The organism is Streptomyces blastmyceticus (assembly GCF_039521185.1).
Classification (GTDB): domain Bacteria; phylum Actinomycetota; class Actinomycetes; order Streptomycetales; family Streptomycetaceae; genus Streptomyces; species Streptomyces blastmyceticus.
On sequence record NZ_BAAABW010000026.1, the window covers coordinates 1,050,068 to 1,067,129 of the forward strand.

15 protein-coding genes are annotated in these 17,062 nt (G+C 71.6%); 12 read left to right on the forward strand and 3 right to left on the reverse strand.

Annotated elements, in window-relative coordinates:
* Positions 1 to 351: 351 nt before the first annotated feature.
* From ABD269_RS27000 to ABD269_RS27045, 10 genes are all read left to right on the forward strand, one after another.
* On the forward strand, positions 352 to 2,049 hold the full coding sequence (locus tag ABD269_RS27000; protein WP_344121890.1) for a nitrite/sulfite reductase: 1,698 nt from the start codon (positions 352 to 354) through the stop codon (positions 2,047 to 2,049).
* Positions 2,046 to 2,234 (forward strand): hypothetical protein, encoded by a 189-nt coding sequence (locus ABD269_RS27005; RefSeq protein ID WP_301891597.1) that lies wholly within the window; start codon positions 2,046 to 2,048, stop codon positions 2,232 to 2,234. Before ABD269_RS27000 ends, ABD269_RS27005 begins: the two co-directional genes overlap by 4 nt.
* Entirely contained in the window at positions 2,231 to 2,923 is a 693-nt protein-coding gene (locus tag ABD269_RS27010) for a phosphoadenylyl-sulfate reductase (protein WP_301891598.1), read from the forward strand. The genes ABD269_RS27005 and ABD269_RS27010 overlap by 4 nt, the downstream gene beginning before the upstream one ends.
* Before the next feature lie 20 nt (positions 2,924 to 2,943).
* The gene (gene cysC / locus ABD269_RS27015) at positions 2,944 to 3,477 is read left to right on the forward strand and encodes an adenylyl-sulfate kinase (protein ID WP_301891599.1); all 534 of its coding nucleotides are present in this window, start codon (positions 2,944 to 2,946) and stop codon (positions 3,475 to 3,477) included.
* Positions 3,474 to 4,394: a sulfate adenylyltransferase subunit CysD gene (gene cysD, locus ABD269_RS27020; RefSeq protein ID WP_344121895.1), complete on the forward strand. Its 921-nt coding sequence runs from the start codon at positions 3,474 to 3,476 to the stop codon at positions 4,392 to 4,394. Before cysC ends, cysD begins: the two co-directional genes overlap by 4 nt.
* 2 nt (positions 4,395 to 4,396) lie before the next feature.
* Positions 4,397 to 5,728 carry a sulfate adenylyltransferase subunit 1 gene (locus ABD269_RS27025; protein ID WP_344121897.1) on the forward strand — a complete coding sequence of 444 codons (1,332 nt, stop codon included), beginning with the start codon at positions 4,397 to 4,399 and terminating at the stop codon, positions 5,726 to 5,728.
* 92 nt (positions 5,729 to 5,820) lie between these two features.
* A complete protein-coding gene (locus ABD269_RS27030; RefSeq protein WP_344121899.1) occupies positions 5,821 to 6,948 on the forward strand; it encodes an aliphatic sulfonate ABC transporter substrate-binding protein in 1,128 nt (375 codons plus the stop codon).
* Positions 6,949 to 6,987: 39 nt separating this feature from the next.
* Complete coding sequence (locus ABD269_RS27035) at positions 6,988 to 7,791, forward strand: ABC transporter ATP-binding protein (protein ID WP_301891605.1); 804 nt, start codon at positions 6,988 to 6,990, stop codon at positions 7,789 to 7,791.
* Positions 7,778 to 8,671, forward strand: a complete 894-nt coding sequence (locus tag ABD269_RS27040) for an ABC transporter permease (protein WP_301891606.1) — start codon at positions 7,778 to 7,780, stop codon at positions 8,669 to 8,671. The genes ABD269_RS27035 and ABD269_RS27040 overlap by 14 nt, the downstream gene beginning before the upstream one ends.
* 11 nt (positions 8,672 to 8,682) lie before the next feature.
* Positions 8,683 to 9,447, forward strand: a complete 765-nt coding sequence (locus ABD269_RS27045) for a sirohydrochlorin chelatase (RefSeq protein ID WP_301891607.1) — start codon at positions 8,683 to 8,685, stop codon at positions 9,445 to 9,447.
* Between the two features lie 18 nt (positions 9,448 to 9,465).
* Here ABD269_RS27045 and ABD269_RS27050 read toward each other — a convergent pair whose 3' ends face one another.
* Positions 9,466 to 10,704: a S8 family peptidase gene (locus tag ABD269_RS27050; RefSeq protein ID WP_344121903.1), complete on the reverse strand. Its 1,239-nt coding sequence runs from the start codon at positions 10,702 to 10,704 to the stop codon at positions 9,466 to 9,468.
* Positions 10,705 to 11,203: 499 nt separating this feature from the next.
* Here ABD269_RS27050 and ABD269_RS27055 point away from each other — a divergent pair, with 499 nt between their 5' ends.
* Entirely contained in the window at positions 11,204 to 12,088 is an 885-nt protein-coding gene (locus tag ABD269_RS27055) for a phosphotransferase enzyme family protein (RefSeq protein ID WP_344121905.1), read from the forward strand.
* Between the two features lie 237 nt (positions 12,089 to 12,325).
* Here the strand turns inward: ABD269_RS27055 and ABD269_RS27060 are convergent, their stop codons facing one another.
* On the reverse strand, positions 12,326 to 13,042 hold the full coding sequence (locus tag ABD269_RS27060; RefSeq protein ID WP_344121907.1) for a 3'-5' exonuclease: 717 nt from the start codon (positions 13,040 to 13,042) through the stop codon (positions 12,326 to 12,328).
* Between the two features lie 113 nt (positions 13,043 to 13,155).
* Positions 13,156 to 14,397, reverse strand: coding sequence for an SAV2148 family HEPN domain-containing protein (locus tag ABD269_RS27065; protein ID WP_116214464.1), 1,242 nt, complete (start codon positions 14,395 to 14,397; stop codon positions 13,156 to 13,158).
* A 473-nt stretch (positions 14,398 to 14,870) separates the two neighbouring features.
* Here ABD269_RS27065 and glgX point away from each other — a divergent pair, with 473 nt between their 5' ends.
* Positions 14,871 to 16,997, forward strand: coding sequence for a glycogen debranching protein GlgX (gene glgX, locus ABD269_RS27070; protein ID WP_344121911.1), 2,127 nt, complete (start codon positions 14,871 to 14,873; stop codon positions 16,995 to 16,997).
* Positions 16,998 to 17,062: the final 65 nt, after the last annotated feature.

Sequence of the window (17,062 nt, forward strand, 5' to 3'; positions counted from 1 at the left end):
AGGCGTTCAACACCCGGCACACCATCCCGCATCGCGAGACCCAAACATCCGCCATGCGGACAACGGTGGACTCGCCCGAGAAGGCCGTGCCACGCTTCCGTCATGTCCCGCGCCGGAGTTGCCTTGGTGAGTCGACGCCACGTCGATCTCGGCCGCATGTCCAGCGCCATCTGTCCGGCGCGCTGAGAGCCTCAGCACCGCCGCACCCCGCCAAGCTCCCGCACCCCGCGCCTACTCATCGGCGCGCTGGGCCATTTCGGCATACGCGCAGGTCAGCAGGGCCCGTCTCAGGAATTGGGCCGCCGCCCGCCGTCGCGCCCCCGAGCGCCACCCCCAGAAGGACATCTCGCCATGGCTGCCACCTCGGAACCGCCCGCCGCCGCCACGTCCCGCCGCAAGGCCGGCCGCCACCGCGGCGAGGGACAGTGGGCCGTCGGCCACTTCACTCCGCTCAACGCCAATGAGCAGTTCAAGAAGGACGACGACGGTCTCAATGTGCGGACACGCATCGAGACGATCTACTCCAAGGCCGGCTTCGACTCGATCGACCCCGGCGACCTGCGCGGACGGATGCGCTGGTGGGGGCTCTACACCCAGCGCAAGCCCGGGATCGACGGGGGGAAGACCGCGATCCTGGAGCCGGAGGAGCTGGACGACAAGCACTTCATGATGCGGGTCCGCATCGACGGCGGGCGGCTCACCGTCGCCCAGCTGCGGGCCATCGGCGAGGTGTCGGAGCGGTACGCGCGGGGCACGGCCGACATCACCGACCGGCAGAACATCCAGCTGCACTGGGTCCGTATCGAGGACGTGCCCGCCATCTGGGACACGCTGGAAGCGGTCGGTCTTTCCACCACCGAGGCGTGCGGGGACTGCCCCCGCGTGATCATCGGTTCGCCGGTGGCGGGGATAGCCGCCGACGAGATCATCGACGGCACGCCAGCGGTGGACGAGATCCACGACCGCTACATCGGCAGCAAGGAATTCTCCAACCTGCCGCGGAAGTTCAAGACCGCGGTGTCCGGTTCGCCCGTGCAGGACGTCGTGCACGAGATCAACGACATCGCGTTCGTCGGTGTGGACCACCCCGAGCACGGCCCCGGCTTCGACGTCTGGGTGGGCGGCGGGCTCTCGACCAACCCCCGGCTCGCCGAACGGCTCGGCGCCTGGGTGCCGCTGGACGAGGTGGCCGACGTCTGGGCCGGTGTCGTGGGCATCTTCCGCGACTACGGCTACCGCAGACTCCGCACCCGCGCCCGGCTGAAGTTCCTGATGGCGGACTGGGGGCCGGAGCGGTTCCGCCGGGTGCTGGAGGAGGAGTACCTGCAGCGCAAGCTGCTCGACGGGCCCCCGCCCGGGCAGCCCGTCTCGCGCTGGCGCGACCACGTGGGTGTGCACCGGCAGCGGGACGGCCGCTTCTACGTGGGCTTCGCCCCGCGCGTCGGCCGGGTGGACGGCGCCACCCTCACCAAGATCGCCGAACTCGCCGCCGCCCACGGCAGCGACCGGCTGCGGACCACCGTCGAGCAGAAGATGCTGATCCTCGACGTGGCGGCCGACCGGGTCGATTCCCTCGTCGCCGGGCTGGAGGCGCTGGACTTCCAGGTGCGGCCGTCGCCGTTCCGGCGCGGGACGATGGCCTGCACCGGCATCGAGTTCTGCAAGCTGGCCATCGTGGAGACCAAGGCGCGCGGCGCCTCGCTCATCGACGAGCTGGAGCGCAGGATGCCGGACTTCGAGGAGCCGGTCACGATCAACATCAACGGCTGCCCCAACGCGTGCGCCCGCATCCAGACCGCGGACATCGGTCTCAAGGGCCAGCTGGTGCTGGACGCGGACGGCAGGCAGGTCGAGGGTTTCCAGGTCCACCTCGGCGGCGCGCTCGGCCTGGAGGCCGGTTTCGGCCGCAAGGTCCGCGGGCTCAAGGTGACCTCCGCCGAACTGCCGGACTACGTCGAGCGCGTCCTCACCCGGTTCGCGGAACAGCGCGAGGAGGGCGAGCGGTTCGCGTCCTGGGTCGTGCGCGCCGGGGAAGCGGACCTGTCATGAGCGAGCGGGCCGCCCCCTTCTACTGCCCCTACTGCGGTGACGAGGACCTGCGCCCCTCCGAGGAGGGCCACGGCGCCTGGGAATGCGCCATGTGCAACCGTGCGTTCCGACTCTCGTTCCTCGGGCTGCTGGCCAAGGGCCTCACCCCCGGAACACCCGGACACCGTGAAGGGGACAGCACATGACCGGCACGACAGATCTGCGCAGGCTCGCCGAACGGGCGGGCCGCGAACTGGAGGACGCCCCGGCGTCCGACATCCTGAGCTGGGCGGCCGACACCTTCGGCGCGCGGTTCTGCGTCACCTCCTCCATGGAGGACGCGGTCGTCGCCCATCTCGCCTCGCGCGTACGGCCGGGCGTCGACGTCCTCTTCCTCGACACCGGCTACCACTTCCCCGAGACCATCGGCACCCGGGACGCGGTGGCGGCTGTCATGGACGTCAACGTCGTCACGCTCACGCCGGAGCGCAGCGTCGCCGAGCAGGACGCCGAGCACGGACCCGCGCTGCACGACCGCGACCCCGACCTGTGCTGCGCGCTGCGGAAGGTCGCCCCGCTGGCGAACGGCCTGGTCGACTATGACGCGTGGGCGACCGGCCTGCGCCGCGACGAGTCGCCGACCCGCGCGAATACGCCGGTCGTCGGCTGGGACGAACGGCGCGGTAAGGTGAAGATCGCTCCGGTGGCCCGTTGGACGCAGGACGACGTGGACCGGTATGTCGCCGAACATGGCGTGCTCACCAACCCGTTGTTGATGGACGGCTATGCCTCCGTCGGCTGCGCCCCCTGCACCAGCCGGGTCGCCGCCGGAGAGGACGCACGCGTCGGCCGCTGGGCGGGCCGCGCCAAGACGGAGTGCGGGCTGCACGGATGACCGGACACGGGGAGCACGTCATGAACGGGGCCACGATCTGGCTCACCGGCCTGCCCAGCGCGGGCAAGACGACCATCGCCCACGCGCTCGCGGGGCGGCTGCGCGGCGAGGGCCACCGGGTGGAGGTGCTCGACGGCGACGAGATCCGTGAATTCCTCTCCGCGGAGCTGGGGTTCTCCCGGGCGGACCGGGACACCAATGTGCAGCGGATCGGCTTCGTCGCCCAATTGCTCGCGGCGCACGGCGTGAAGGTCCTGGTGCCGGTCATCGCCCCGTACGCGGACTCGCGCGAAGCGGTCCGCAAGCGCCACCAGGAACAGGGCACCGGCTATGTGGAGGTGCACGTGGCGACGCCGGTGGACGTGTGCTCCGTAAGGGACGTGAAGGGTCTGTACGCGAAGCAGGCCGCCGGGGAGATCGCCGGGCTGACCGGTGTGGACGACCCGTACGAGGAGCCGGCCGACCCGGACCTCCGCATCCGGGCGCACGAGCAGAGCGTCGACGAGTCGGCGGCGGCCCTGCACGCCCTGCTGAGCGAGAGGGGACTGGCGTGACCGGGATACCCGACAACAGCCTCTACGCGCTGTCGCACCTTGACACCCTGGAATCCGAAGCGGTGCATATATTCCGTGAGGTGGCGGGTGAGTTCGAGCGGCCGGTGATCCTGTTCTCCGGCGGCAAGGACTCCATCGTGATGCTGCACCTGGCACTGAAGGCGTTCGCGCCCGCGCCGGTGCCGTTCGCCCTGCTGCATGTGGACACCGGGCACAACTTCCCCGAGGTGCTGGAGTACCGCGACCGCACGGTCGCCGAGCACGGTCTGCGGCTGCACGTGGCGTCGGTGCAGGAGTTCATCGACGACGGCCGGCTGCGGGAACGCCCGGACGGCACGCGCAATCCCCTCCAGACCGCGCCGCTGCTCGAGGCGATCGAGCGGAACCGCTTCGACGCGGTCTTCGGCGGCGGGCGGCGCGACGAGGAGAAGGCCCGCGCCAAGGAGCGCGTCTTCTCCCTGCGGGACGAATTCGGCGGCTGGGACCCGCGGCGCCAGCGGCCCGAGCTGTGGAACCTCTACAACGGCCGGCACGCGCCCGGCGAGCACGTCCGCGTCTTCCCGCTGTCCAACTGGACGGAACTGGACGTGTGGCAGTACATCGCCCGCGAGAAGATCGAACTGCCCGGTATCTACTTCGCCCACGAGCGCGAGGTCTTCGCACGCCAGGGCATGTGGCTCACGGCCGGCGACTGGGGCGGCCCCAAGGACACCGAGCCGGTGGAGGTGCGCCGGGTGCGCTACCGCACGGTGGGCGACATGTCCTGCACCGGAGCCGTCGACTCCGACGCCGTGACCATCGAGGACGTCATCACCGAGATCGCCGTGTCCCGGCTGACCGAGCGGGGCGCCACGCGCGCCGACGACAAGATGTCCGAGGCCGCGATGGAAGACCGCAAGCGCGAGGGGTACTTCTAGCCATGACAGCGATCGACTCCATGACCGACACGGCCATGGCCACCACCTCACTGCTGCGCTTCGCGACGGCCGGGTCCGTGGACGACGGGAAGTCCACCCTGGTCGGCCGGCTGCTGCACGACTCCAAGTCCGTCCTGGCCGACCAGCTCGAAGCCGTCGAGGACGCCTCACGCCGGCGCGGCCAGGAGACACCCGACCTGGCGCTGCTGACGGACGGGCTGCGGGCGGAGCGGGAGCAGGGCATCACGATCGATGTCGCGTACCGCTATTTCGCCACCCCGCGGCGGCGGTTCATCCTCGCCGACACCCCCGGCCACGTGCAGTACACCCGCAACATGGTGACGGGTGCGTCCACCGCCGAGCTGGCCGTGGTCCTGGTCGACGCCCGCAACGGCGTCGTCGAGCAGACCCGCCGCCACGCCGCCGTCGCCGCCCTCCTGCGCGTGCCGCATGTGGTGCTGGCCGTCAACAAGATGGACCTCGTCGATTACGCCGAGCCCGTCTTCGCCGCCATCGCCGCCGAGTTCACCGCCTACGCCGCCTCGCTCGGCATCCCCGACGTCACCGCCATCCCCATCTCCGCGCTCGCCGGCGACAACGTCGTCGAACCCTCCGCGCACATGGACTGGTACGGCGGCCCCACCGTCCTCGAACACCTGGAGACCGTGCCCACCGGCCACGACCCCTCCACCGACCCCGCACGCTTCCCCGTGCAGTACGTGATCCGCCCGCAGTCCGCCGAACACCCCGACTACCGCGGCTACGCCGGCCAGATCGCCTCCGGCGTCCTGCGCGTCGGCGAGCCGGTGACCGTGCTGCCCTCGGGCCGTACCAGCACGATCGCCGGGATCGACGCCCTGGGACGCAGCACCGACATCGCCTGGGCGCCCCAGTCCGTGACCGTCACCCTCACCGACGACATCGACGTCTCCCGCGGCGACACCATCGCCCCCACCACCGGCGCCCCGCAGGTGACCCAGGACGTCGAGGCGACCGTCTGCCACGTCGCCGACCGGCCCCTGGCCCCCGGCCAGCGGGTCCTGCTCAAGCACACCACCCGCACCGTCAAGGCGATCGTGAAGGCCATCCCCTCACGCCTGACCCTCGACGACCTCTCCCAGCACCCCGACCCCGGACAGCTCACCGCCAACGACATCGGCCGCATCACCCTCCGCACCGCCGAACCCCTCGCCCTCGACACCTACGCCGACTCCCGCCACACCGGCTCCTTCCTCCTCATCGACCCCGCCGACGGCACCACCCTCGCCGCCGGCATGGCGGGCGAGGCGTTCGGCGGCAGCCGGGGCGGCATCGGCCGATGTGCCGGCCGATGACCGTGCTCCCGCCGCTTGCCCGTCCCCGAAGACCCGCAGCACCGCCGGGCGTGTCCTAGCCGTACGCCCGGTCCGTCGAGAGGAACCGCCCCGTGCCTGCCGCCGCTCGTCCCGCCGCCCGCCGCCTCGTCGCGGCCGCTGCCGCCGTCCCCCTGCTGATCGGCGCACTCGGCGCCTGTGGTTACGGCTCGCAGAAGGACTCCGGGAGCTCCCCGGGCAACGCCGACAAGAACACCACGGCCCGGGGCAAGGCGCTCTCGGCCGACACCGTCAGGATCGGCTACTTCCCCAACATCACCCATGCCACGCCGCTGGTGGGCGACCACGAGGGGATCATCCAGAAGGAGCTCGGGGGCACCAAGGTCCGCACGACGACCTTCAACGCGGGCCCGTCCGAGATCGAGGCGCTCAACGCGGGCTCGATCGACATCGGCTGGATCGGCCCGTCCCCGGCCATCAACGGGTATGTGAAGTCCAAGGGCAAGAGCCTGCGGATCATCTCCGGCTCCGCGTCCGGCGGGGTGAAGCTGGTCGTCGACCCCAAGAAGATCTCCTCCCTGGACGACGTCAGGGGCAAGCGGATCGCGACGCCGCAGAAGGGGAACACCCAGGACGTGGCGTTCCTCAACTGGATCGCCGAGCAGGGCTGGAAGGTCGACCCGCAGACCGGCAAGGGTGACGTCTCCGTGATGCGCATCGACAACAAGGTGACCCCGGACGCCTTCAAGTCCGGTTCCGTCGACGGCGCGTGGGTGCCGGAGCCGACGGCCTCGAAGCTGGTCACCGAGGGCGGGAAGGTGCTGCTGGACGAGTCCGCGCTGTGGCCGGACAAGAAGTTCGTGATCACCAACGTGGTCGTGTCGCAGAAGTTCCTCGACCGGCACCCCGACGTGGTCGAGGCCGTGCTGCGCGGCTCGGTGAAGACCAACGCCTGGATCACGGCGAATCCGGACAAGGCCGAGGCGTCCGCGAACGCGGCGCTCAAGCAGCTCTCCGGCACGGCGCTGCCCCCGGAGGTGCTCGACCCCGCCTGGAAGAGCATCGAGGTCACCGACGACCCGCTGGCCGCGACCCTGGACGCGGAGGCGGCGCACGCCGTCAAGGCCGGACTGCTGGACAAGCCGGACCTGTCCGGCATCTACGACCTGACCATCCTCAACAAGGTCCTCAAGGCCGAGGGCAGGCCCGCGGTCGACGCCGCGAAGCTCGGCAAGCAGTAGCAGTCGTTCACCACCGCCCAGAACCCAGGAGGTGACCGGATGGCCCCGGCACTCACCACCGACCCGTCCGGTACGGCCGTCGTCGACGACGACATACCGGCGGCCGTCCGGATAGACCACGTGCACAAGAGCTTCGGCCGCGCCGGCGCGGCCCAGCCCGTACTCGACGACATCACCCTCGACGTGCGCCCCGGCGAGTTCGTCTGCCTGCTGGGGGCGTCCGGCTGCGGCAAGTCGACGCTGCTGAACCTGGTCGCAGGTCTCGACCGGCCCACCGCGGGCACCATCGAGGTGCCCGACGGCCGCCCCGCCCTGATGTTCCAGGAGCACGCACTCTTCCCCTGGCTGACCGCCGGCCGGAACGTCGAACTCGCCCTGCGGCTGCGCGGGGTGACGAGGGCGCAGCGGCGCCCGGAGGCGGAGCGGCTGCTGGAGCTCGTACGGCTCGGCGGCGCGTACGGCAAGCGGGTGCACGAGCTGTCGGGCGGGATGCGGCAGCGCGTCGCGCTCGCCCGGGCGCTCGCGCAGGACAGCCGGCTGCTGCTGATGGACGAGCCGTTCGCCGCGCTCGACGCGATCACCCGGGACGTGCTCCACCACGAGCTGACCCGCATCTGGTCCGAGACACAGCTGTCGGTCCTCTTCGTCACCCACAACGTCCGGGAGGCGGTGCGCCTCGCGCAGCGGGTGGTGCTGCTGTCCTCCCGGCCCGGCCGGGTGGCGCGGGAGTGGGTCGTCGACATCCCGCAGCCGCGCCGGATCGAGGACGCTGCCGTCGCGGACCTGTCCGTGGAGATCACCGAAGAACTGCGTGGGGAGATCCGCCGCCATGGCCAGCACTGACACCTCTCCGCAGGCGGAGTCGCAGGACCTCGCCGGTCTGGAGGCGGGGCTCGACGCCCTGGACTCCGTACGGGTCGAGCGCACGCCCTTCACCCAGATCCTGCTGCACAAGGTGCTGCCGCCGGTCGTCGCCGTCGTGCTCGTGCTGGCCGTCTGGAAGGTCCTGGTCCTCGCGCACGTCACCGACGACTACAAGCTGCCCGACCCGTCGGCGGTCTGGCACAGCCTCCGTCAACTGTGGCTGCGGGGCACGCTCTTCGACATCATCTGGACGAGCGTCTCGCGCGGGCTGCTCGGCTTCCTCGCCGCGCTGGTGCTCGGCACCCCGCTCGGGCTGCTGGTCGCGCGGGTGCGGTTCGTCCGCTCCGCCCTCGGCCCGATCCTGTCCGGGCTGCAGTCGCTGCCGTCCGTGGCCTGGGTGCCCGCGGCGGTGATCTGGCTGGGCATCACGGACTCGGCGATGTACGCGGTGATCCTGCTGGGCGCCGTGCCGTCCATCGCCAACGGCCTGGTCTCCGGCATCGACCAGGTGCCACCGCTGTATCTGCGGGCGGGGCGCACTCTCGGTGCCACCGGCGCCCGCGGCGCCTGGCACATCCTGCTGCCCGCCGCCCTGCCCGGCTACATCGCCGGGCTCAAACAGGGCTGGGCCTTCTCCTGGCGCTCCCTGATGGCAGCCGAGCTCATCGCCTCGTCGCCCGACCTGGGTCTCGGCCTCGGGCAGTATCTGGAGAACGCCCGCACCGACTCCGACATGCCCGGCGTCCTGCTCGGCATCCTCCTCATCCTCTTCGTCGGCATCGCGATCGACCTGATCGTCTTCAGCCCGCTGGAGCGCAGGGTGCTGCGCAGTCGCGGCCTGACGGCGGCGGGCCGGTAGGGAGCCGGGCCGTGGTCCTGCTCCTCGTCGCCCACGGCAGCCGCGACCCCCGCCACGCGGCGACGGTCTCCGCGCTCCGGGACCGGCTGGCGGCCGCCCGGCCGGAGCTGCGGGTCGAGGTGGGCTATCTGGACTTCTGCGTGCCGAGCGTGCCGCGGGTGCTGGAGCGGCTCGCGGCGGAGGGCGTACGGGAGGTGGTCGCGCTCCCCTTGCTGCTGACGCGCGCCTTCCATGCCCGGACCGACATCCCGGGCGTCCTGCGCGAGGCGACGGCCGCTCTGCCCGGGCTGCGCGTGCGCCTGGCCGGGGTGCTCGGCCCGTCACCGCTGCTGACCGCGACGCTCGAACGGCGGCTGTACGAAGCCGGGGTGCGCCCCGGCGACCGGCGCTCGACCGGGGTGGTCCTGGCGGCCGCCGGCTCCTCCGACCCGGAGGCGGGCGCGGTGATCGCGGGCGTCGCGCGGGAATGGGAGCGCGCGGCGGGCTGGTTCGCGGTGCGCCCGGCCTTCGCGTCCGCGGTCCCCCCGCGTGTGGAGGACGCGGTACGGGCCCTGCGCGCGGCGGGCGCCCGCCGGGTGGCCGTGGCCCCGTACGTCATCGCTCCGGGCCGCCTGCCGGACCGCATCGCGGAAGGGGCCCGCCTGGCCGACGCCTTGGGGGACGTGCTGGGGGCGGCGGACGAGCTGGTGTCGCTGGCGCTGCGCCGCTACGAGGAGGCGCCAGCAGGAAAGCCGGCCGTCGCACCCCGTGGGGGTGGGGAACGACGGCCGGCGTGAAGCGGAGAACAGCGGGACTTACTGAACGATCTTCAGCAGCTTGTTCGGCGTGCCCGCGCCCGGGTTGGAGATCTTGTCCGGGGTGGCACCCTGCACGAGCGCCGAGGAGACCTGCTCGGGCGTGGCGTCCTTGTGCCCGCTCAGGTAGACCGCGGCGGCACCCGCGACGTGCGGGGTGGCCATGGACGTACCGGAGATGGTCTTCGTGCCGGAGTCGCTGTCGTTCCAGTCGGAGGTGATGTCCGAGCCGGGGGCGTAGAGGTCGACGACGCTGCCGAAGTTGGAGAAGTCGGACTGCTGGTCGTCCTTGGTCGAGGAGGCCACGGTGATGGCCTCCTTCACCCGGGCCGGGGAGCTCTGGCCCGCGTCCGTGGACTCGTTGCCGGCCGCGACGGCGAAGGTGACGCCGGAGGCGATCGCCTTCTGCACGGCCGCGTCCAGCGCCTCGTCCACGCCGCCGCCGAGGCTCATGTTGGCCACCGAGGGGCCCTTGTGGTTCTTGGTGACCCAGTCGATGCCCGCGACGACCTGCTCGGTGGAGCCCGAGCCCTGACCGTCCAGGACCTTGACGGCCACGACCTTGGCCTTCTTGGCGACGCCGTGCTCGGTCCCGGCGATGGTGCCCGCGACGTGGGTGCCGTGGCCGTTGTCGTCCTCGGCCTTGTCGCTCTTGTCGACGGCGTTGAAGCCGTAGGACGCGCGCCCGCCGAAGTCCTTGTGGCTGATGCGCACGCCGGTGTCGATGACGTACGCGGTGACGCCCTCGCCCGCGCTGTCCGGGTAGGTGTACTTGCCGTCGCCCTTGGTCTCGGTCTGGTCGATCCGGTCCAGACCCCAGGAGGGCGGGCTCTCCTGTGTGGCCTTGACGGTGAAGCGGTGGTTCTGGACGACCTTGTCGACGGCCGGGTCGGCGGCGAGCCGCTTCGCCTCGGTCTCGTCGAGGCCGCTGGCGGAGAAGCCGTGGACAGCCGAGTCGTACGTACGGTTGAGCTTGCCGCCGTACCGCGCGGCGAGATCCTTGCCCTTCGCCGAGACGGACTTGGCTCCGGCGCCCTGGGCGCTCGCGCCGTCCTTCAGCAGGACGATGTAGCTGCCGTCCACGGAGCCCTTGGCGCCGGCACCGTAGACGGTGCCCTCTGCGGGGGCGGGAGAGGCACCGGCGGGCAGGGCGAGCACCGTGATTCCGGCCGTGACGGCCGTCGCGGCGGATATCGCCAGAACGAGCCGTCGCTTGCCGGCGCGCTTGTGAGTTGCCATGACGAGGTTCCTCCTCGTGCGGATGTGGGGGGGGAATTGCGCGTGGGGCGCAATCGTCCGAAGTGACGGAAGACATCACTCCGGGCGCTTCGAAACCCTGTCAGGCTTGACGCGCTCAATTCAACATCCGAAGGAAGGTGTGACATACGCAACGTCTTTGCGGAAATTCAAACCCCGCTGAACGACGGCAAATTGGACAGCACACTGGCAATCGCTGCCACTATTTACTTGAAGGACATACGAGTGCCGGGGTCACAACTGGCTTTATGTGCAAGGGGTTTCACAGATGAGCCGATGACACCTGCGGTAACACCTGGACGGGGCCTGGGCGTTAGGCGCATGAGGCGACCGTCCTCTGCGGTGCACCCGGTGACCGGTCGTTTCCGGCCTCCGGCCCGCGCGGCCGCCTGTTCCGCGCCACGCGCGACCCGGTCCCGCCGAGCGCCGGGCGACAGGGGAGACTGTCAGTCGATCGGCTCGACAGCAGGTGAGGTACGACGTGGTGGAAGCGGCGGACACGGCATTCGGGGAACAGAGGGCGCGCGAGCTCCTCGCGGCGGCGGTGCCGGAGGTGGCCGCGGCGGACGCGACGCTGCTCTCCCTCGGCGAGAACGCGGTCTTCGCCGCCGGGGACCTCGTGGCCAAGGTGGGGCGCGACGCCTCCCTGCTGGACCGGGCCCGCCACGAGCTGCGCATCGCGGCGTGGCTCGCGGACAGCGGCGTCCCGGCCGTACGGGCCGCCGAACCCGCGCCCCGGGAGGCCGACGGCCACCCCGTGACGCTCTGGCACCGGCTGCCCGGGACCCTGCGCCCGGCCACCACCTCCGACCTGGCCGAGCTGCTGCGCGTGGTGCACGCCCTGCCCGAGCCGGACTTCACGCTGCCCGGGCGCGAACTGCTCGGCGGGGTCGAGCGGTGGCTGCGGCTCGCCGGGGACGCCGTCGACCCCGCCGACGCCGCGTATCTGCGCGAGCGGCGGGACGGCTTCGCGGCGGCGGCTGCCGCGCTGACCCCCCACCTGCCGCCGGGGCCGATCCACGGCGACGCCCTCCCCCGCAACGTGCACATCGGTCCGGACGGGCCGGTCCTGGTCGACCTGGAGACCTTCTCCGGCGACCTGCGCGAGCACGACCTGGTCGTGCTCGCGCTCAGCCGGGACCGCTACGGCCTGGACCCGGCGGCCTACGACGCCTTCGTACGGACCTACGGGTGGGACGTACGGGAGTGGGAGGGGTGCGAGGTGCTGCGGGGCGCGCGGGAGACGGCGAGCTGTGCGTGGGTGGCGCAGCATGCGCCGGGCAACGCGGCGGCTCTCGCGGAGTTCCGGCGGCGGGTGGCGTCGCTGCGGGCGGGTGATGCGGGGGTGCGGTGGCACGCGTTTTAGTTGACCGGGGCTGGGTGCGGCGCCGTTGCGCCTGCGGCGGGCTTGTTCCCCAGCCCCGCCCCTTCCCGAAACTGGGGCTCCGCCCCAGACCCCGAAGCACGCTGCGCGCGCTGTCCTCAAACGCCGGACGGGCTGGATTTCGCGGACCGTAGCCAGCGAAATCAGCCCGTCCGGCGCTTGAGGACGCGCCCGCAGGGCGCTCCCGCCGCAGGCGGCAGCGGACCCGCACCCGGGGGTCTACCCCACGCGCAACGGCCAGTGGGGGTCGACGACCGCTTCCGGGTTGCCCTGGCGGCGGAGCCACTTCTCGAAGTTCGTGGCCCATTCCGCGTACCAGCGCACCTGATCGGCGTGGAGGGACCAGGGCGACGCCTCCGCTATGTGCGGATACCGCTCGGCCACCGCGCGAGCGACGCGCACCGCCGCGAGCGCGTCCGCGCCCGCCTCGTGCGCGTCGTCGAGCACGACGCCGTACTCCCCGCAGACCGCTTCGAGGGTGCGCTTGCCCTTGCGGTAGCGGTCGACGGCGCGGTCCATCGTGTACGGATCGACGACGGGACCGGTCTCCCGGCCCGCCGCTGCCTCGCCCAGGCGCTCGCCCAGCGAGGGCAGGCCGTGCCGCCGCAGCTCGGCGGCCAGCAGGGAGAGGTCGAAGCAGGCGTTGTAGGCGACGACCTGGGCCCCGGCCGACCAGTGAGCGGTCAGGGTGGCCGCTATCTCCTCGACCACCTCGCGCGCCGGCCTGCCCAGCGCCGCGCGCTCGGTCGTGATGCCGTGCACGGCCGCGGCCTCGGCCGGGACGGGCACGCCGGGGTCGGCCAGCCATTCCCGGCGGCCGATCGGCTCACCGACCTTGGTCTCGACGACGGCCGCCGTGACGATCCTCGCCTCGGCCGGATCCGTGCCCGTGGTCTCCAGGTCGAAACCGATCAGCAGCTCCTGGTGCCACCCCATCGCGGTCCCCCTTCGTGGTGCTTCCCCCGACTGGTCCCCAGCGTCGCACGCACCACTGACAACGCCCCACCGGGCCCGCGCGCCCCACGGGACGTCAGTTCCCTTACCGGCATTCAGGACACAGGGCGCGAATCCACCCAAATACTGTCGAATTCCTCGCGGTAGGTCTCGAAGAGCCCGTGCTCGGGCTCCCGCCCCTCCCGCACCACATTGCCGCCGCCGCGCAGCACCAGCACCGGTGCCTCCATGCCGCGCGCCTTGCGCAGGTACGACTGGACCACGGCGAGCCCGTCGGAGCCGTCGCCGTTGACGAGGTAGGCGGTGAAGCGCGGGGTCTCGTCGAAGACCCGGATCTCGAAGGCCGCGGTGTCCCGGAGCCGGTCCCGGACCCGCCGCATGTGCATGATGTTCATCTCGACGGACCGGCTCATCTCGCCCTTTTTGATGCCCAGTTCCCGCTCCCTGCGGCGCACGGCGCTGCTGGCGGGGTTGAGGAAGAGCAGCCGGGCCCGGCAGCCCGCCTCGGCGAGCCGGACCAGTCGCCTCCCCGAGTAGTTCTGCACGAGGAGGTTCAGGCCTATGCCCACCGCGTCGAGGCGGCGGGCGCTGCCGAAGAGGTCCTCCACGGGCAGCTGGCGCTGGAGCCGCACCCGGTCGGGGTGGACGCCCACCACATCGGCGTAGCGGTCGCCCACGAGGTCCTCGACGGCGTCGATGGGCAGCCGGTCGGCCGACGGGCTGCCCGCGCCGCTGCCGCCGCCGAGGATGTTCAGCAGTCGCGCGGAGGCCCGCTCGGCCTGGGCGAGGACCGTCTCGGAGAGCGCGCGGTTGCGGGAGACGACGTTGCGCGTCACCTCCAGCTCGTCCAGTGCCAGTTCGAGCTCGCGCCGGTCGTCCAGGTACGGCTCGAAGCACGGCCAGTGCTGGACGAGCAGTTCGCGCAGCTGAGGGAGGGTGAGGAAGCTCAGGACGTTGTCGTCGGCCGGGTCCAGCAGATAGCCCTTGCGGCGGCTCACCTCCCGGACCGCCACGGCCCGCTGGACCCACTCCTGCCCGGCCGGGCCGGCCGCGGCGACGACCCACTCGTCCTCGCCGTGCACCGGCTCGTAGACGGGCCGCAGCACGGCGGCGACGACCGCGCGCAGCCGCTGCTCCACCAGGTTCAGCCAGATGTAGGCCCGGCCGGCCCGCCGGGCGCGGGTGCGGACCTCGCTCCACGCCTCCGCGTCCCAGTCCAGGGCCGCCCCGATCTCCACGGGACGCGCCAAGGACACCGCGCCGGGTGGTGTGTCGGCCGAACCGTCAACCCCGGGACAGCCGTCTCCAGGGGGCAGCTCCAGCCCGCCCGAGCTCACCAGTGCACCGCCTTCCGCCCCCGTCCAACGATCAAGGCAGACTACTGCGCGGGCGGGAGGCGCTGCACCCGGACACGGCTGGCCTTCCGTCAACTCTCCCGCTCCGGGTAGGTGTTGTGAGCGGCCCGCGCCGGAGGAGTGAGCCGTTTCATAGCCGTGGGGGGCGCGCGGTCGCCCCGACGCGTCCCGATACGCCCCGGATGCCCCCGGGAGGCGGGCCGCGCACCGGAACCGGCCATTACGGGTCCGATACCGGCCGGTCACCCGGTTGGACGAGCCGAAGAGAGCCGTGGTTGCGCTCCTTTTGGGGAAGATCTGGCGAAAGGGCGGCTCGGCGGCCACGGTTGGGCGAGGATGCCGGTTCGGCTCCGCACCGGAGCCCACGGCGGTGTCGTGGCAGGAGCTCGTGGCGCCCGCGCAGAGCCCGAAGAGCAGAGCCCGAAGAACCGTCAGAAAAGTGGAAGAGTCGACTCATGCAAGTCTGGCCGGGACAGGCGTACCCCCTCGGCGCCACGTACGACGGCGCCGGCACCAACTTCGCGGTCTTCTCCGAGGCCGCCGAGCGGATCGAGCTGTGCCTGCTGCACGACGACGGCTCGGAGACGGCGGTGGAGCTCCGGGAGAGCGACGCGTTCGTGCGCCACGCCTATCTGCCGGGCATCATGCCGGGCCAGCGGTACGGCTTCCGCGCGCACGGCCCGTACGAGCCGGACCGGGGCCTGCGGTGCAACTCCGCCAAGCTGCTGCTCGACCCCTACGCACGGGCGGTGAGCGGCGCCGTCGACTGGGGCGAGGCGGTCTACGGCTATCCGTTCGGGCGGCCGGAGAAGCGCAACGACATGGACTCCGCCCCGCACATGATGACCTCGGTCGTGGTCAATCCGTACTTCGACTGGGGCGACGACCGGCCGCCGCGCACCGACTACCACCGGACGGTCATCTACGAGGCCCACGTCAAGGGCCTGACGATGCGCCACCCGGCGCTGCCGGAGGAGGTGCGCGGGACCTACGCGGCGCTGGCCCACCCGGCCGTCATCGAGCACCTGACGGAGCTGGGGGTCACCGCCATCGAACTGATGCCGGTCCATCAGTTCGTCGACGACCACCGGCTGTCGGACGCGGGGCTGGCCAACTACTGGGGCTACAACACCATCGGCTTCTTCGCCCCGCACAACGCCTACGCCTCCTGGGGCGACCGGGGGCAGCAGGTCCTGGAGTTCAAGTCGGCGGTGCGGGCGCTGCACGCGGCGGGCATCGAGGTCGTCCTCGACGTGGTCTACAACCACACGGCCGAGGGCAACCACCTGGGGCCCACGCTCTCCTTCCGGGGGCTCGACAACGCCTCGTACTACCGGCTGGCGGAGGATCCGCGCTACTACACGGACACCACCGGCACCGGCAATTCCCTGCTGATGCGCAGCCCGCACGTGCTCCAGCTCATCATGGACAGCCTGCGCTACTGGGTGACCGAGATGCGGGTGGACGGATTCCGGTTCGACCTGGCGGCCACGCTGGCCCGGCAGTTCCACGAGGTGGACCGGCTGTCGTCCTTCTTCGACCTGGTGCAGCAGGATCCGGTCGTCAGCCAGGTGAAGCTGATCGCCGAGCCGTGGGACGTCGGGGAGGGCGGCTATCAGGTCGGGAACTTCCCGCCCCTGTGGGCCGAGTGGAACGGGAAGTTCCGGGACACCTCCCGGGACCTGTGGCGCGGTGAGCCCGCCACCCTGGCGGAGTTCGGCTCCCGGCTGACCGGCTCGTCCGACCTCTACCAGGGCGACGGCAGGCGGCCGCTGGCCTCCATCAACTTCGTCACCTGTCACGACGGCTTCACCCTCCACGACCTGGTGGCGTACAACGACAAGCACAACGAGGCCAACGGCGAGCAGAACCGGGACGGCGAGAGCCACAACCGGTCCTGGAACTGCGGGGCCGAGGGCGACACGGACGACCCCGGGGTGCTGGCCCTGCGCGAGCGGCAGATGCGGAACTTCATCGCCACGCTCCTGCTCTCGCAGGGGGTGCCGATGCTCAGCCACGGGGACGAGTTCGCGCGCACCCAGCACGGCAACAACAACGCGTACTGCCAGGACAACGAGACCTCCTGGGTGCGCTGGCCGCGCCCGTCCGACGGTTCCTGCGAGCGGGCGCGCCGGATGCTGGCCTTCACCCGTGCGATGGTCTGGCTCCGCCGCGACCATCCCGTCTTCCGGCGCCGCCGCTTCTTCCACGGCCGCCCGGTGCAGGGCACGCACGACGAGCTCTCCGACATCGCGTGGTTCACCCACGAGGGTGAGGAGATGCGGGACGAGGACTGGCACGCGTCCCACGCGAAGTCGCTGACCGTCTTCCTCAACGGCAGCGCGATCTCCGAGCCCGGGCCCCGGGGGGAGCCGGTCACCGACGACTCCTTCCTGCTGATGTTCAACGCGCACGACGAGCCGCTGGATTTCGTCGTGCCGGTGAATCACGGCCGGCAGTGGCAGATCGTGGTCGACACGGCCCGCCCGGAGGGCGTCGCGACGGACGGCCCGAAGGTCCGCGCGGGTGACAGCCTGACGCTGACGGACCGCAGCCTGGCCGTGCTGCAGCGCCCCGCGTAGACCGGGGCCGGGGCCCGCCGGAGCACGGCCCTGCAGCATGACCCGCCGTTGTGGGTACGTACGTT

Bases quoted from the DNA above. Each gene is read 5' to 3' on its own strand.
- ABD269_RS27000 (WP_344121890.1), top strand. From the start codon at position 352: ATGGCTGCCACCTCGGAACCGCCCGCCGCCGCCACGTCCCGCCGCAAG.
- ABD269_RS27005 (WP_301891597.1), top strand. From the start codon at position 2,046: ATGAGCGAGCGGGCCGCCCCCTTCTACTGCCCCTACTGCGGTGACGAG.
- ABD269_RS27010 (WP_301891598.1), top strand. From the start codon at position 2,231: ATGACCGGCACGACAGATCTGCGCAGGCTCGCCGAACGGGCGGGCCGC.
- cysC (WP_301891599.1), top strand. From the start codon at position 2,944: ATGAACGGGGCCACGATCTGGCTCACCGGCCTGCCCAGCGCGGGCAAG.
- ABD269_RS27025 (WP_344121897.1), top strand. From the start codon at position 4,397: ATGACAGCGATCGACTCCATGACCGACACGGCCATGGCCACCACCTCA.
- ABD269_RS27035 (WP_301891605.1), top strand. From the start codon at position 6,988: ATGGCCCCGGCACTCACCACCGACCCGTCCGGTACGGCCGTCGTCGAC.
- ABD269_RS27040 (WP_301891606.1), top strand. From the start codon at position 7,778: ATGGCCAGCACTGACACCTCTCCGCAGGCGGAGTCGCAGGACCTCGCC.
- ABD269_RS27050 (WP_344121903.1), bottom strand. From the start codon at position 10,704: ATGGCAACTCACAAGCGCGCCGGCAAGCGACGGCTCGTTCTGGCGATA.
- ABD269_RS27060 (WP_344121907.1), bottom strand. From the start codon at position 13,042: ATGGGGTGGCACCAGGAGCTGCTGATCGGTTTCGACCTGGAGACCACG.
- glgX (WP_344121911.1), top strand. From the start codon at position 14,871: ATGCAAGTCTGGCCGGGACAGGCGTACCCCCTCGGCGCCACGTACGAC.